At 64.1% G+C, this 14,852-nt stretch carries 13 protein-coding genes, 1 tRNA gene and 1 pseudogene; 11 read left to right on the top strand and 4 right to left on the bottom strand.

Annotated features, from left to right (window positions below; all coding sequences use genetic code 11):
* Window positions 1-9: 9 nt before the first annotated feature.
* Together GTZ99_RS10250 and GTZ99_RS10245 are read right to left on the bottom strand one after the other, a co-directional pair.
* Complete coding sequence (locus tag GTZ99_RS10250; protein WP_161718568.1) at window positions 10-2,460, bottom strand: TonB-dependent receptor; 2,451 nt, start codon at window positions 2,458-2,460, stop codon at window positions 10-12.
* A gap of 329 nt (window positions 2,461-2,789) precedes the next feature.
* Window positions 2,790-2,864: transfer RNA gene (locus GTZ99_RS10245), tRNA-Thr, on the bottom strand.
* A 54-nt stretch (window positions 2,865-2,918) separates the two neighbouring features.
* Here GTZ99_RS10245 and GTZ99_RS10240 point away from each other — a divergent pair.
* From GTZ99_RS10240 to GTZ99_RS10200, 9 genes are all read left to right on the top strand, one after another.
* The gene (locus GTZ99_RS10240) at window positions 2,919-3,221 is read left to right on the top strand and encodes a hypothetical protein (RefSeq protein ID WP_227711257.1); all 303 of its coding nucleotides are present in this window, start codon (window positions 2,919-2,921) and stop codon (window positions 3,219-3,221) included.
* 136 nt (window positions 3,222-3,357) lie between these two features.
* On the top strand, window positions 3,358-4,044 hold the full coding sequence (gene gpmA, locus GTZ99_RS10235; protein ID WP_161718566.1) for a 2,3-diphosphoglycerate-dependent phosphoglycerate mutase: 687 nt from the start codon (window positions 3,358-3,360) through the stop codon (window positions 4,042-4,044).
* 3 nt (window positions 4,045-4,047) lie between these two features.
* Window positions 4,048-4,539, top strand: coding sequence for a 5-(carboxyamino)imidazole ribonucleotide mutase (gene purE, locus GTZ99_RS10230; RefSeq protein ID WP_161718564.1), 492 nt, complete (start codon window positions 4,048-4,050; stop codon window positions 4,537-4,539).
* A gap of 19 nt (window positions 4,540-4,558) precedes the next feature.
* The gene (locus GTZ99_RS10225; protein WP_161718562.1) at window positions 4,559-5,614 is read left to right on the top strand and encodes a 5-(carboxyamino)imidazole ribonucleotide synthase; all 1,056 of its coding nucleotides are present in this window, start codon (window positions 4,559-4,561) and stop codon (window positions 5,612-5,614) included.
* Window positions 5,615-5,621: 7 nt separating this feature from the next.
* Window positions 5,622-6,107 carry a dihydrofolate reductase gene (locus GTZ99_RS10220; protein WP_161718560.1) on the top strand — a complete coding sequence of 162 codons (486 nt, stop codon included), beginning with the start codon at window positions 5,622-5,624 and terminating at the stop codon, window positions 6,105-6,107.
* Window positions 6,108-6,117: 10 nt separating this feature from the next.
* Entirely contained in the window at window positions 6,118-7,047 is a 930-nt protein-coding gene (locus GTZ99_RS10215) for a bifunctional riboflavin kinase/FAD synthetase (protein WP_201742485.1), read from the top strand.
* An 87-nt stretch (window positions 7,048-7,134) separates the two neighbouring features.
* Window positions 7,135-9,978 carry an isoleucine--tRNA ligase gene (gene ileS, locus GTZ99_RS10210; protein ID WP_161718558.1) on the top strand — a complete coding sequence of 948 codons (2,844 nt, stop codon included), beginning with the start codon at window positions 7,135-7,137 and terminating at the stop codon, window positions 9,976-9,978.
* Window positions 9,975-10,544 carry a signal peptidase II gene (gene lspA / locus GTZ99_RS10205; RefSeq protein ID WP_161718556.1) on the top strand — a complete coding sequence of 190 codons (570 nt, stop codon included), beginning with the start codon at window positions 9,975-9,977 and terminating at the stop codon, window positions 10,542-10,544. The genes ileS and lspA overlap by 4 nt, the downstream gene beginning before the upstream one ends.
* 6 nt (window positions 10,545-10,550) lie before the next feature.
* Window positions 10,551-10,958, top strand: coding sequence for a DUF3035 domain-containing protein (locus GTZ99_RS10200; protein WP_161718554.1), 408 nt, complete (start codon window positions 10,551-10,553; stop codon window positions 10,956-10,958).
* Window positions 10,959-11,035: 77 nt separating this feature from the next.
* Here GTZ99_RS10200 and GTZ99_RS10195 read toward each other — a convergent pair whose 3' ends face one another.
* Window positions 11,036-12,349: a hemolysin family protein gene (locus tag GTZ99_RS10195; RefSeq protein WP_161718552.1), complete on the bottom strand. Its 1,314-nt coding sequence runs from the start codon at window positions 12,347-12,349 to the stop codon at window positions 11,036-11,038.
* 54 nt (window positions 12,350-12,403) lie between these two features.
* Window positions 12,404-13,198, bottom strand: coding sequence for a 3'(2'),5'-bisphosphate nucleotidase CysQ (locus GTZ99_RS10190; RefSeq protein ID WP_161718550.1), 795 nt, complete (start codon window positions 13,196-13,198; stop codon window positions 12,404-12,406).
* A 133-nt stretch (window positions 13,199-13,331) separates the two neighbouring features.
* Between GTZ99_RS10190 and sucC the strand changes: the two genes are divergently transcribed.
* Window positions 13,332-14,534, top strand: a complete 1,203-nt coding sequence (gene sucC / locus GTZ99_RS10185) for an ADP-forming succinate--CoA ligase subunit beta (RefSeq protein WP_161718548.1) — start codon at window positions 13,332-13,334, stop codon at window positions 14,532-14,534.
* Window positions 14,535-14,704: 170 nt separating this feature from the next.
* Window positions 14,705-14,852 (top strand): annotated as a pseudogene (locus GTZ99_RS10180) (electron transfer flavoprotein subunit beta/FixA family protein); the annotation flags it as partial.

Raw genomic sequence — 14,852 nt, 5'->3', positions numbered from 1 at the left:
GTTGCAGGATCAGAAGCGCATCGTCGCCTGGAACTGCACCGTGCGCGGCATCGCGCCAAAGCCGAACTGATCGGCATGCACGCCCGAAGCCGTCCCCGTGCCGCTGCCGGTCAGCGGGCCGTCAACGCCACCGTTGATGTACTGCTTGTTGGTCAGGTTCTTGCCCAGAACGGCGAACTGCCAGCGGTCATCCTCGGAACCGATGCGCACGGCCATGTCCAGCACGGCATAGGCCGGGTTGCGCGAATCCGGCTGGGCAAAGCCCGACACCAGATAGGCCGACGAATAGCGCACATCCGCGCTGATCCCCGCCTTGAGCGTCGGGCTGATCGAGGTGTCATACGAGAAGCCGATCGCCCCCGTCCAATGCGGCGCCATGCCCAGCCCGCGGCCGGTCAGATTCTGGCGCACGCCTGTCCCGCCCACGCCAATCGCAGCGCCCGTCGCGGTCAGGTTACAGCCTTCGGAAATCGACTGGCCACCATAGCAGGGCGCGACCGAGAACTGGCTGTATTTGGCATCGTTGTAGTTCAGATTGCCATGCAGGTTCAGGCCCGACACCGCACGCGGCGCGAACTCGAACTCCAGCTCGACGCCCTTGGTGATGGCATCGGCCGTCAGCGTCTGGAACGCCACCTTGACCGAGTCGAAATAGTCGATCTGCAGGTTCTTGTACTTGTAGCTATAGGCAGACAAGTTCAGACGCAGCTGATTGTGCATCAGCGTCGACTTCACGCCCGCTTCAAAGCCATGGACGGTTTCGGGGTTGAAGACAAAGTCAGCCGAAGGGTTGGCCGGGTTGACCGAGGCCAGCGAATAGATGCCCCCGTTCGAGAAACCGCCCGACTTGTAGCCGGTCTTGTAGGCGGCATAGAACATGACATCGCGCATCGGCTTATACGTCAGCGTGACGTCGGGCGACCAGTTGTCGAACACCTGATGGGCCGTCACGCGCGAGGCCGAACCCGAAGGCCACACGCCGATAAAGGCCGGGCTGGTATAGGGCTGGATGAACCAGCTGTCCTTGGTCTCGTGGGTGTAGCGCACGCCCGCGTCCAGCTCGAAGCCTTCCAGCAGCTTCCACATCACCTGACCAAAGGCCGAGATCGTCTCGCCATCGGTACGGCTGGCCTTGGTGCCGTCCATATACTGATCGGCGCCCTGTGCCGGGGCGTTGGTCAGGCTGTACGAGACATATTGCGCGAAATCACGGCGGGTCTTCTGGTACAGCACGCCGGCCATCAGGTTCAACGGACCGTCATAGCTGGTCAGCGCGCGCGTCTCGTTCGAGAAAGCGCTCCAGCTGGAATTTTCCGTCGCCCAGACCGAGAAGGCGTTCGAGTCGAACTCGCACGCGCACAGCCAGCGGTTGTTGTTCCAGTTGTAATTGGTGACGTTGGTCAGCGTGACCGAGCCCAGATTATAGCTGAAATTGTTGGTCACCGCGACCGAGCGATAGCGGTTGTACAGGCGGCCATCCTCGGCAAACGGGAAGTTGCGCGCGACTTGCGCGGGCAGATCGTTCTGATGCGTCTGGAAATTGAAGCCGCAGCTGTAACCGGACAGGCCGGTCTTGCCGGTCGGGCACCAGTAGGCGACATAGTTGTACGAGGCGTTCGCCGTGCGGTTCAGGTCAAACGCCACCTTGAACGTATTGGTGATGTCGCTGCTGGGCTGCCACTTGAGCGTGACGCGGCCCAGAATTTCCTTGGCGCCGGGCTGGTCGCTGGAGGTGGGGTTCGAGGTATAGGCCGCGCTGGGCGTGGGCGAATAGGGATAGGTGATGGTGTGGGCGGTTGAGACGTTGTCGTAATAGCCGCCCCAGCCGCGCGTGCCACGCAGCGCCACGCGGATGCCCAGCGTATCGCTCAGCGGGCCCGAAACCATGCCTTCCAGACGCGCCTGCTGCCCCACCACCTCATACGAGGCGCGCAGCGTCGACTGCCAAGTGGCGGTCGGATCGGCGGTCTTGATCGAGATCACGCCTGCGGTCGCGTTCTTGCCAAAGAACAGCACCTGCGGGCCCTTGAGCACCTCGACGCCGGCCAGATCAAAGAAGCCTTCTTCCAGCACGCGGCCCTGACCGTAATAGACGCCATCGACCACCGTGGCGACCGACTGCTCGATACCGATCGAGGTCGAGGACGAGCCGATGCCGCGCAGCGTCACCTGCGCCGCCGAACCGTTCGAGGCATGGCCCACGGTCAGGCTGGGGGTTGCAGCCGCGATCTTTTCGATGCTGGTCATGTCGCGGGTTTCGATGGTCTTGGCCGAAATGGCGGTCACGGCCACCGGCACCGACTGCGCGCTCTCGACCCGCTTGCGCGCGGTGACGATGATGTCGCTCAGGCCGCTGTTGGCCTCGGGCGCGGCGGGCGCGGTCTGGGCCATCGCCTGCGGCGCGGCCAGCGGCAGCACCGTCGCTGCCGATACCAGCAGCAAGTTGCGGAATGTAATCATCTATGCCTCCCCGTTGTAAACAACCGCCGGGCGTCTGTATGGCCCGGTCATGCGCGAACGTTTACGGAGGCAAAGGCGGATCGACGCCTATCCTTATGGCCAATCCAAATAGAGGGTTGACCAACAGCGCAACCCTGTACGCCCGCAAGGAACAGGCACAGCAGCGCTTTTACACAAAACATCTGGCCGGACAGGCGAACTGATCATTGGCTTTTGGGATGATCGAGGGCGTTCACCCGCGCCCGGCACAACGCGCGCGCTGATCGTGATGGGGGCGCAATGAGCCGCAAATCCGGGATGTGGGGGATACCGCCCGCAGGCGGGAACTGTGGTGCTGCTGGGGAGGATTGAACTCCCGACCTCAGCCTTACCAAGGATGCGCTCTACCACTGAGCTACAGCAGCACACCACAGTTTCTCGCCGGTTAGCCCTGCTGGGCCTCGGCTGGAGGCGCGCTATTGGCCGGGGAAAACACGAATGTCAAGCGGTCGATGCAGTTGTTTCTTGAGCAAATACAACAAAGGCGGCACAAGGGGCGCCGAAAGAGCCCCATGATGACCGAAAAATCCGCAGAATCCGGGGCCAGGCCCCAAAGCCGCGAGGATGTTCTGGCCGCCAAGCTGCGCGAGAATCTCCACCGCCGCAAGGCGCAGGCCCGCGCCATCACCCCACCCGCCGCCCGCACAGCAGGCGGCGAATCCGGCGAATCCCGCCCGCAGGATGGCCCGCCCCCCGCGCCATCACCCGAATCACGCGGCTGATCGGCGGGCGGTTGGGTCAAAACGCGCCCTTTCCAAACCCCCCCCAAGGGGCTAGGGGCCGGATAAACAGCGGGATCACGCGCGCGTCGCGCCCGCCAATCTGTGCATACACCCATCAAGAGGGAGTGGGATTACAGTGCCTCGCCTTATTCTTGTCCGTCACGGCCAAAGCCAGTGGAACCTGGAAAACCGCTTCACCGGCTGGTGGGATGTCGATCTGACGCAAAAGGGTGAGGGCGAAGCCCGCGCCGCCGGCGCCCTGCTGCGCGAAAAGGGCATCCTGCCCACCGTCGCCTTTACCAGTTTCCAGACGCGCGCGATCCGCACGCTGCATCTGGCGCTGCATGCCGCCGGTCGCAGCTGGATCCCCGAATACAAGGACTGGCACCTGAACGAGCGCCACTATGGCGGGCTGACCGGGCTGGACAAGGCCGAGACCGCCGCCAAGCATGGCGAGGAACAGGTCAAGATCTGGCGCCGTTCGTTCGACGTGCCGCCCCCGGTGCTGGAAGACGGCAGCGAATTCGACCTGAAGCAGGACCCGCGTTACGCCGGGATTGCCATCCCCAGCACCGAATCGCTCAAGCTGACGATCGAGCGCGTCCTGCCCTATTACGAGCAGGCCATCGCCCCCCAGCTGGCCAAGGGCGAGACGGTGATCGTCGCCGCCCATGGCAACAGCCTGCGCGCGCTGGTCAAGCATCTCTCGAACATCTCGGACGAGGACATCCTCAATCTGGAGATCCCCACCGGCCAGCCCATCATCTATGAGCTGGACGACAATCTGGTCGCCACCGACCGCTACTATCTTTCGGAGCGTTAAGTCATGACCCGTCCCGGTGCTCTCGTCTCGATCGTCATGGGCAGCCAGTCCGACTGGCACACCATGAAAAAGGCCGCCGATATCCTGACCCAGCTGGGCGTGGTGCATGATGTGCGCATCGTCTCGGCGCATCGCACGCCTGATCGCCTGATCGACTTTGCCAAGAGCGCGGCGGACGAAGGGTTCAAGATCATCATCGCGGGCGCGGGCGGCGCGGCGCATCTGCCGGGCATGGTGGCCAGCATGACGCATCTGCCGGTGCTGGGCGTGCCGGTGCAGAGCAAGGCGCTGTCGGGCAAGGACTCGCTGCTCTCGATCGTGCAGATGCCCGCGGGCGTGCCGGTCGGCTGTCTGGCCATTGGCGAGGCGGGCGCGACCAACGCCGGCCTGCTGGCGGCCAAGATGCTGGCGACCAGCGACCCGGCCCTGTCCGAGCGGGTGAAGGCGTTCCGCGTGGCGCAGACCGACAGCGTTGCTGAACGTCCGGTCGACTGAGCGGAGCAGAATTGGCGCGATGATTCCTCCGGGCGAGACGATCGGCATTCTGGGTGGCGGCCAATTGGGCCGCATGCTGGCGGTGGCGGCCGCGCGGCTGGGCTATCGGGTGCATATCTTCGCGCCCGAGGCTGACAGCATCGCGGCCGATGTGTCGGCAGCGTTTACCTGTGCGGCATGGGATGACACGGCGGCGATGACGGCATTTGCCGCCGATTGCGCCGTCATCACCTATGAGTTCGAGAATGTGCCGGTCGGCCCGCTGGCCGCGCTGGGCGATGTGCCGTTGCTGGCCCATCCCCGCGCGCTGGAAACCGCGCAGGACCGCCTGAACGAAAAGACCTTTGTCACCGCATTGGGTGGCCGCCCCGCGCCCTTTATGGCGGTGGACAGCCGGGCGGATCTGGACCGGGCGATGGCCACCATCGGCACGCCGGGCATCCTGAAAACCCGCCGCGATGGGTACGATGGCAAGGGACAGTGGCGCATCATGTCGCCTGCCGATGCCGAAGGGCTGGACCTGCCCGATCAGGCGCTGATCTATGAGGGCTTTGTCACCTTCGAGGCTGAATTCAGCGTCATTCTGGCGCGTGGCGCGGATGGCGACATCCAGTTCTGGGACAGCGCGCTCAACATCCACAAGGGCGGCATTCTGGACGTGACGCAGGTGCCCGCCCCGGCGCTGATTCTGGATCAGGTGCCCGCCGCCCGCGATCTGGCGCGTCAGGTGGCCGAGCGGCTGGATTATGTCGGCGTGCTGACGCTGGAATTCTTTGCCACCGCCGATGGGCCGGTGTTCAACGAAATGGCGCCGCGCGTCCACAACTCGGGCCACTGGACGATCGAGGGCGCGCTGACCAGCCAGTTTGAAAACCACATCCGCGCGATCTGTGGCCTGCCGCTGGGCCTGACAACCTTGGCGGTCAAGGGTGCCGAGATGAAGAACCTGATCGGCGATGATGCGCATGACTGGCCGACGATTCTGGCTGATCCGGCCAACCATCTGCACCTGTATGGCAAGGCCGCGGCCCGCCCCGGGCGCAAGATGGGCCATGTCACGCGCCTGACTCTGTGACGCGGGGATGACGCGCATTGTCCTTGTTGTGGCGCGCGCCGCCAATGGCGTGATCGGCGCCGACGGGACAATGCCGTGGCACCTGCCCGCCGACCTGAAGCATTTCAAGGCGGTGACCATGGGCCACCCGATGATCATGGGGCGCAAGACGTTTGAATCGCTGCCCGGCCTATTGCCCGGCCGCCGCCATATCGTGCTGACCCGCGATGCCGGTTGGGCCGCGCCGGGGGCCGAAACCGCGCCCGATATCGATACCGCGCTGGCGCTGGCGGGCGATGTGCCACAGGTGTGCGTGGTGGGCGGCGGGCAGATCTATGCCCAGTTCCTGCCGCGCGCCGATGTGATCGAGATCACCCATATCGATGCCGCCCCCACCGGCGATACGCTGATGCCCATGCCGGGGGCCGAATGGGTCGAGGTGGCCCGCAGCGATCACCCTGCCCAAGAAGGCAGGCCAGCCTTTGCTTTTGCCACGTTGCATCGGGCGGTATAGGCGGCTTCCCATGATTCGCGTGTCCTCCCGCAACCCCTTGCCCGAAGCCTTGCGCGGCGCGATCATCGCGCTGGGCAATTTCGACGGCTTTCATCGCGGCCATCAGGCCGTGGTGGGCGAAGCCATCGCCTGGGCCAAGGCCGAGGGCCGCCCGGCCATCGTCGCCACCTTTGATCCCCATCCGGTCGAGTTCTTTGCCGCCGGCTCCGCGCCCTTCCGCCTGTCGTCGCTGGATCAGCGGCAGGAATGGTTTGCCGCCGCCGGGGCGGACGCGATGCTGGTGTTTGTGTTTGACGCCGCCATGGCGGCCAGCAGCGCGCATGACTGGGTGCATGGCGTGCTGGGCGCGCAATTGGGCGCGGCGGGCGTGGTGACGGGCGAAGACTTCACCTTTGGCAAGGGGCGGTCGGGCACGATCGCCACGCTGCGCGAACTGGGGGCAGAGGTTGGGCTGCGTTCGCGCGCGATTGGCCCGGTGACCGATGAGGGCGAAGTGGTGTCCTCCAGCCGCATCCGCCGGGCGTTGCAGGCCGGTGACATGGCCGCCGCAACGCGCCTGCTGACCCGCCCCTTTGCCCTGCGCGGCCATGTGCAGCATGGCGACAAGGTCGGACGCACCATCGGCTTTCCCACCGCCAATCTGGCGCTGGGCGATTATCTGCGGCCCGCCTATGGCATCTATGCGGTAACGGGGCGTTTGCCCGATGGCCGCGTGCTGAAGGGCGCGGCCAATATCGGCATCCGCCCCCATTTCACGCCCCCCAAGGAACTGCTGGAACCGCATTTCTTTGACTTTGCCGGCGACCTGTACGGACAGGACATCGAGATCGCCTTTCACGCCTTTTTGCGGGGCGAGGCGCGGTTCGAGTCGCTGGAGGCGTTAACCACGCAGATCGGCCATGACTGTGATGCGGCGCGGGAAATTCTGGAATCGGTCTGATCACCGCGCAGAATCCGTGTTTGCCCTGATGTTTCCGGGCCGATCATGGTTTGCAGGAAACCGCGCCAGACGCTAAGGCACCCGGCCATGACCGAAAAGCGCGACTATCGTAACACCGTCTTCCTGCCGAAGACCGATTTCCCCATGAAGGCCGGCCTGCCGCAAAAGGAACCGGGCATTCTGAAGGGATGGCAGGATCAGGACCTGTACCGCCGCCTGCGCGACGCGCGCGCGGGCCGGGAAAAGTTCATCCTGCATGATGGTCCGCCCTATGCCAATGGCAACATGCATATCGGCCACGCGCTGAACCACATCCTCAAGGACATGGTGGTGCGCAGCCAGTCGCTGCTGGGCAAGGACGCGCCCTATGTTCCCGGCTGGGACTGCCACGGCCTGCCGATCGAGTGGAAGGTCGAGGAAGAATACCGCAAGAAGAAAAAGAACAAGGACGAGGTTCCCCCCAAGGAATTCCGCGCCGAATGCCGCGCCTATGCGCAGACATGGGTGAACGCCCAGCGTGAGCAGTTGAAGCGTCTGGGCATCAACGCCGACTGGGACAACCCGTACCTGACGATGGACTTTACCGCCGAGGCGACGATCGTTGCCGAATTGCTGAAGTTCGCCCGCAGCGGCCAATTGTATCGCGGCGCCAAGCCGGTGATGTGGTCGCCGGTGGAAAAGACCGCCCTGGCCGAGGCCGAGGTCGAATATGAAGACATCACCAGCACCCAGATCGACGTCGCCTTTGAAATCGTCGAGGCGGTCGATACCGATCTGATTGGCGCCTATGTGGTGATCTGGACCACAACGCCCTGGACGCTGCCGGTCAATCAGGCCATCGGCTATGGCGCGCATATCGATTACCACCTGATCGAGGCGGACGGGAACAAATACCTGATCGCCGAACCGCTGGTGGAGGCCTTTATCAAGCGTCTGGGCCATGAGACGCATGACCTGCACTTCTTTGTAAAGGGTGCCTCGCTCGCCGGGACCAAGGTGCGCCACCCGATGGCCCATGCCTTCCCCGAATCCGAATTCTACACCCGCCCGCGCCCGCTGTTGTCGGGTGAATTCGTCACGGTGGAATCGGGCACCGGCTTTGTCCATCTGGCGCCCGACCATGGCGAGGATGACTTTGCCCTGTGCAAGGCGAACAAGATCAACCCGGTGTTCGCCGTGGATGGCGATGGCCGCTATCGCGCTGACTGGCCGTGGCTGGGCGGCGAAGGCAGCGTCATCAATCCCAAGTTCAACGCCCCCGATGGCCCGATCTGCACCGCCCTGCGCGAAGCAAACGAGGGTGGCCATGGCGGCCTGCTGGCGGCCAGCGCCGATTACAAGCATTCCTATCCCCACTCGTGGCGGTCCAAGGCCAAGGTGATCTATCGCTGCACGCCGCAATGGTTCGTGCCGATGGACAAGGATCTGGCCCCCCTGCACGAGGCCGAGGACATGTTTGACCTCGCCACGATCCTCTCGCCCGACACGCTGCGCAACCGCGCCAAGGCGGCGATTGACGCCACCCGCTTTGTCCCGGACAAGGGCCGCAACCGCATCGGCAGCATGGTCGATGGCCGCCCGGACTGGGTGCTCTCGCGCCAGCGCGCGTGGGGTGTGCCGATCACCCTGTTCGTGGATCGCAAAACGGGCGAATATCTGAACGACCCCGCCGTCAACGCCCGCATCATCGATGCCATCCGCGCCGAGGGTGTGGACGCATGGGAAGACGCCCGCGCGCAGGAATATCTGGGCGCTGACTACAACCTCGAGGATTACGAGCGCGTCACCGACATTCTGGACGTGTGGTTTGACTCTGGCTCCACCCACGCCTTTGTGCTGGAAAGCGGCAAGTGGCCCGACCTGCTGCGCCCCGAAGGCTATACCGGGCCCAAGGCGGACCTGTACCTTGAAGGCTCGGACCAGCATCGCGGCTGGTTCCAGTCGAGCTTGCTGGAAAGCTGTGCCACGCGCGGCCATGCCCCGTATAAGGCGATCCTGACCCATGGCTTTACCATGGATCAAAAGGGCATGAAAATGTCCAAGTCGCTGGGCAACACGGTCGATCCGTTGAAGGTGATGGAGACCTATGGCGCGGACATCATCCGCCTGTGGGCGCTCTCGGTGGACTATACCGAGGACCACCGCATCGGTGACGAGATCCTGAAGGGCATCGCCGACCAATACCGCAAGCTGCGCAACACCTTCCGCTATCTGCTGGGCGCGCTGGACGGGTTCAGCGACGCCGAACGCGTCGATGTGGCCGCCATGCCCGAGCTGGAGCGCTATGTTCTGGCGTTGCTGGCGCGGCTGGATGGCACGCTGCGTCAGGCGATCGCGGATTATGACTTCAACAGCTATGTCCGCGCCCTGACCGACTTCTGCAACGAGGATCTGTCGGCCTTCTTCTTCGATATCCGCAAGGATTGCCTCTATTGCGATGCGGTGGATGATCCCAAGCGGATGGCCTATCGCACCACGCTGGACATCCTGTTCCACGCGCTGATCCGCTATGCCGCGCCCGTGCTGGTATTCACGGCCGAGGAAGTGTGGGCATCGCGCTATCCCGAGGCGGACAGCGTGCATTTGCTGGAATGGCCCGAACTGCCGCAGTCCAGCGTGGATGAGGACAAGTGGTCCGCGATCCGCGCCACCCGCATGGCCGCCAACGAAGCGATCGAGCCGCTGCGCCGGGAAAAGGTGATCAAGTCCAGCCTTGAGGCGGAATACACCTATGCCGGTGATCCGGGCGACACCGATCTGGCCGAAATCTTCATCGTTGCGGCCGTCCACACCGGGCCTGAGACCAAGGTGGAAAAGACCGGGCACCACAAATGCGGCCGCTGCTGGCGTCACCTGCCCGAGGTTGCCGAGGACGGCGATCTTTGTTCACGTTGCGATCAGGTTGTGTCGGGCATGGACGGCGCGGAATGACGATATTGCGCGCGCATATTCAGGGATTGTGGGTGGCGGTGGCCACCTTCGCCGGTGATCAGCTGGTCAAATGGCTGGTCAGCGGGCCCTTGGCGCTGCGCGCGCTGCACGAAGGCCGGGTGATCAACGGCCAATGGGATGCCGCCACCCCCGATATCCCGCTGCTGCCGATCTTTGGTCTGTCGTGGGCCGAAAATTACGGCGTGTCGCTGGGCCTGTTCACCGCCAATTCCGATGCCCAACGCTGGGCGCTGGTGGCGATGACCGGGCTGATCGCGGCAGGGGTGCTGATCTGGATGTTGCGCGAAACGCGCCGCGCCGACACGTTGCCGCTGGGCCTGATTCTGGGCGGCGCGCTGGGCAATATTCTGGACCGTGTGGCGCTGGGCCATGTGGTCGATTACGCCGATCTGCACTTTGGCGCGTGGCGTCCGTTCCTGATTTTCAACCTGGCGGATGTGGCGATCACCTTTGGCGTCCTGATTATCCTTGCCCGTTCGTTTCTTTCGCGCGAAAAGCAGGCCGGCGACACGTCTGAACCGGCCTATCCCGCCCCGGAGAGTTAAGAGTATATGCGCAAGATTTCCGCTGTTCTGGTGGCCTGTGCCACCACTGTCCTGCTGACCGGTTGTGGTGCGGGCGGGTTGTTCAATCGCGTGCGTCCCGATGAATTCGCGGTGCAGCGTCAGGCGCCGCTGTGGGTGCCGCCCGATTTCGCGCTGACTCCGCCGCAGCCGGGCGCGCCCCGTCCCGCCAGCCGCACGCAGCAGCAGGAAACGCTGGACGCGATGTTCGGCGGCCCGGCACAGCGCAGCGGCGTGGAGCGTAGCGTTGCCGCCCGTACCGGCGCGCCCGATCCCTCGATCCGTTCGACCGTGGCCGATCCGCGCACGCTGACCGCGACCAAGGGCGGCGTGACCAGCGACATCATCGCCGCGCCTGCCGGTGACGGCCGTGAGGCGCGGGTGACCGGGCAGTAAGCCCCCACCCAACAGCAAAAGGGCGGCCCCGCACAATCGCAGGGCCGCCTTTTTTATTGGCCATCGTCTGTCCAGTGTCAGGCGTTTTCGGAGGCCGGTTCCAGCCGCGAAACCAGCAGCTTGTCGATCTTGCGGCGGTCCATGTCCACCACTTCCCAGCGCCAGCCGTCATGGATGAAATGGTCGCCTTCGCGCGGCAGGCGCTTTAGCACTTCCAGAACGAAACCGGCAGCGGTGGCGTAATCGCGGTCATCGGGCAGATCCAGCCCCAGCCGGTCGGCCAGCGCGTCAGCGGGCAATCCCCCGGCGATCAGCATCGAGCCATCCTCACGCTCGACCACCATCGGCACGTCACCTTCGTCCAGATGGCTGACGAAATCGCCGACGATGGCTGACAGCAGATCGGCGGGCGTCACGATGCCCTCCAGATGGCCATATTCGTCATGCACCATCGCCATCGACACGCCCGACTGCTGCAACACCCGCAGCGCGTCCATCGCGTCCAGCTGGTCAGGCACCGCCTCGGCCTTGCGCAACAGCGCCCCCAGATCCAGCGGCCCGCCCGCCATCAAGGCCGCCTGCACCTCGCGCACCTTGACCACGCCGACGATATTGTCAGGCGAGCCATCGGCCACCGGCAACAGGCTGTGCGGGCTGCCGCGCAATTCGGCGCGAATCTCGGCCTCGCTGGCGTGACGGTCGATCCAGTCGATCTCGGTCCGGGGGGTCATCAATTCGCGCACCGGCCGGTCGGCCAGACGCATGATGCCGGTCATGATCGCGCGCTCTTCCTCCTCGATCACGCCATGGCGGGTGGCCTCGGCAAACATCAGGTGGATCTCTTCCTCGGTCATGCGGTTGGCGTCAGTGTCCACCCGGCCAAACAGCCGCAGGATCATCCGCGTCGACACATCCAGCAACCACACCAGCGGCGCCATCATCCGCGCCATCAGCGCCATCGGCGGCGCGGCGAAGCAGCCGATCGCCTCGGCATGGCGCAGGGCCAGTTGCTTGGGCACCAGTTCGCCGATGATCAGGCTGACAAAGGTGGTGACGGCCAGCACCAGAATGCTCGAGAGATGCTCGGCCAATTCGCCCGACATGCCCGCCGCCGCCATGCGCTGGGCCACCGGGGCCGACAGCGCGCCTTCGGAAAAGGCGCCCGTCACCAGCGCGATCACCGTGATCCCCACCTGCACGGTCGAGAGCAGCTTGCCCGGATTGTCGATCAGCCGCAGCGCGACACGCGCGCCCCGGTTGCCCCGATCGGCCGCCACCCGCAGCCGCGCCGGACGCGCCGACACAATCGCCAGTTCCGACATGGAAAACAGGCCATTGAGCACAATCAGGCCGCAAATGACGGCCACATCCGTCCAGGGAAAGTTCATCACCCCCCTTCCCTAGCAGCATCTGCCGCGCGCGCGAAGGGCCATGCGGAGGAAAGCTTATCCCGGCCCGCCCACGGGGTTCTGAAGAAAGGCCAACGCATCGGCGTGGATGTCGGGTGCGGTGGCCAACACGCCGTAATCGCGCGGGTTCATCTTGTTAAAGCTCAGCTTTTCGCCATGGGCATCGGTCACGCGCCCACCCGCCTCGTGCAGGATCAGGGCGGCGGCCGCGATGTCCCATTCATAGCCCCAGCGGGTGCTGGCCACTATATCCGCCTCATCCGCGGCGATCATCGCCATGCGCAGCGCGATCGAGTTCGGCTTGTCCACCATGGTCAGCGGCACCCGCAGGTCGGGCGGCAGGACGGTTGTGGGGACGCGCGCGCCGGGCAGATCGGTCCTGCGACTCGCTCGCAACGGGGTGCCATTGCGGGTTGCCCCGCGCGCCGCCTCCGCCCACCAGAACTCGCCCCCCTGATCGACCATGCGCGCCGGAGCATAGAGCGCCCCGATCAGCGGCCGCCCGGCCGAAATCAGCGCAACCGACACCGCCCAGCCGCCCAGCCCGGCGATAAAGTCGCGCGTGCCGTCAATCGGGTCCACCAGCCAGATCAGCGAGCCTTCGCGGCGCGCCAAACTGTCCCCTGTCTCTTCTGATAGCCACCCTGCCGAAGGTAACAGGTTGCCCAACGCGTCCTTCAGATAGGCGTCCACCGCCATGTCGGCCTCGCTCACCGGGTTATTTGGCGCTTTTTCCCAATGATTCAGATGATTGCCCTGCCCAGGCCAGAACGCCATGGCCATCTTGCCCGCATTGCGGATGATGTTTTCTAGATGCGCCCGGTCAATCATGCGTCCACTGCGGTCCGATCAAAGTTTGCAATTGATAATCATTCGCACACGTAAGTCTTTTCAATCCGCGCCGGCTGTGCTTATGCCCGCGCCAGACAAAGGGCCGTAAGGCCAGCAATAGCGGGATTTACCGATGAACGTCCATGAATATCAGGCCAAGGAACTGCTGGCCAAGTTCGGCGTGGCCATTCCGGCCGGCCATGCTGCCCTGACCGTTGAAGAAGCCGTCGCCGCCGCCAAGCAGCTGCCCGGGCCGCTGTATGTGGTCAAGTCGCAGATCCACGCCGGTGGCCGTGGCAAGGGCAAGTTCAAGGAACTGCCTGCTGACGCCAAGGGCGGCGTCCGTCTGGCCTTCAACCTGGACGAAGTCGAATCGCACGCCAAGGAAATGCTGGGCAACACGCTGGTCACCATCCAGACCGGCGAAGCTGGCAAGCAGGTGAACCGCCTGTATGTCACCGATGGCGTTGACATCGCCCATGAATATTACCTCTCGCTGGTCGTTGACCGCAAGAGCAGCCGCGTTTCGTTCATCGTGTCGACCGAAGGCGGCATGGACATCGAGGACGTGGCCCACAACACGCCGGAAAAGATCAGCACGATCAGCATCGACCCCGCGTCGGGCTTCCAGCCGCACCACGGCCGCGCCATCGCCTTCGCCCTGAAGCTGAAGGGCGACACCAACAAGCAGGCGCAGGTGCTGGGCAAGCAGCTGTATGACGCCTTTGTCGCGCTGGATTGCGACATGCTGGAAATCAACCCGCTGGTTGAGGACAAGTCGGGCAACCTGCTGGTGCTGGACACCAAGATGAGCTTTGATTCCAACGCTCTGTTCCGCCACCCCGAGGTCATGGCCCTGCGCGACGAGACCGAGGAAGACCCGGCCGAGCTGGAAGCCAGCAAGTATGACCTGGCCTACATCAAGCTGGATGGCAACATCGGCTGCATGGTGAACGGCGCGGGTCTGGCCATGGCCACCATGGACATCATCAAGCTGAACGGCGCCTTCCCCGCCAACTTCCTGGACGTGGGCGGCGGCGCCACCACCGAGAAGGTGACCGCCGCGTTCAAGATCATTCTGTCGGACCCCGCGGTCGAAGGCATTCTGGTCAACATCTTTGGCGGCATCATGAAGTGCGACGTCATCGCCGCCGGCATCATCGAGGCGGCCAAGGAAGTCAGCCTGTCGGTGCCGCTGGTGGTCCGTCTGGAAGGCACCAACGTCGAAGCCGGCAAGGAATTGCTGAACAATTCGGGCCTGCCGATCGTGGCCGCCAATGATCTGGGCGACGCTGCCGTCAAGATCGTGGCCGAAGTGAACAAGGCCAAGGCCTGATTTATCGGGGCCTGAAGATGCAGGCCCTGACCGACAGGCAGTCACGCATGTGATACGGATGGCCCCGCAGCGCTGATGGTGCTGCGGGGCTTGACGTTTGATGGCATGATTGTCATGCCGCATAGCATTTCTGCCCATTTCTTCGTTCATTGCGGAAAGGAACCGCGCACATGAAGCTGCTGGTACCCGTAAAACGGGTGATGGATTACAACGTGAAGCCTCGGGTGAAGGCGGATGGTTCGGGTGTGGACTTGGCGAACGTCAAGATGAGCATGAACCCGTTCGACGAGATCGCGGTTGAGGAAGCGATTCGCCTGA

Source organism: Novosphingobium ovatum, from assembly GCF_009909235.1.
GTDB lineage: Bacteria > Pseudomonadota > Alphaproteobacteria > Sphingomonadales > Sphingomonadaceae > Novosphingobium > Novosphingobium ovatum.
The sequence above is the reverse complement of the archived record's forward strand: the minus strand, read 5'-3'. Positions and strand labels throughout refer to the sequence as shown.

Bases quoted from the DNA above. Each gene is read 5' to 3' on its own strand.
- GTZ99_RS10200 (WP_161718554.1), top strand. From the start codon at position 10,551: ATGCGCAAGATTTCCGCTGTTCTGGTGGCCTGTGCCACCACTGTCCTG.
- GTZ99_RS10220 (WP_161718560.1), top strand. From the start codon at position 5,622: ATGACGCGCATTGTCCTTGTTGTGGCGCGCGCCGCCAATGGCGTGATC.
- GTZ99_RS10190 (WP_161718550.1), bottom strand. From the start codon at position 13,198: ATGATTGACCGGGCGCATCTAGAAAACATCATCCGCAATGCGGGCAAG.
- purE (WP_161718564.1), top strand. From the start codon at position 4,048: ATGACCCGTCCCGGTGCTCTCGTCTCGATCGTCATGGGCAGCCAGTCC.
- GTZ99_RS10215 (WP_201742485.1), top strand. From the start codon at position 6,118: ATGATTCGCGTGTCCTCCCGCAACCCCTTGCCCGAAGCCTTGCGCGGC.
- lspA (WP_161718556.1), top strand. From the start codon at position 9,975: ATGACGATATTGCGCGCGCATATTCAGGGATTGTGGGTGGCGGTGGCC.
- GTZ99_RS10225 (WP_161718562.1), top strand. From the start codon at position 4,559: ATGATTCCTCCGGGCGAGACGATCGGCATTCTGGGTGGCGGCCAATTG.
- GTZ99_RS10250 (WP_161718568.1), bottom strand. From the start codon at position 2,460: ATGATTACATTCCGCAACTTGCTGCTGGTATCGGCAGCGACGGTGCTG.
- sucC (WP_161718548.1), top strand. From the start codon at position 13,332: ATGAACGTCCATGAATATCAGGCCAAGGAACTGCTGGCCAAGTTCGGC.
- ileS (WP_161718558.1), top strand. From the start codon at position 7,135: ATGACCGAAAAGCGCGACTATCGTAACACCGTCTTCCTGCCGAAGACC.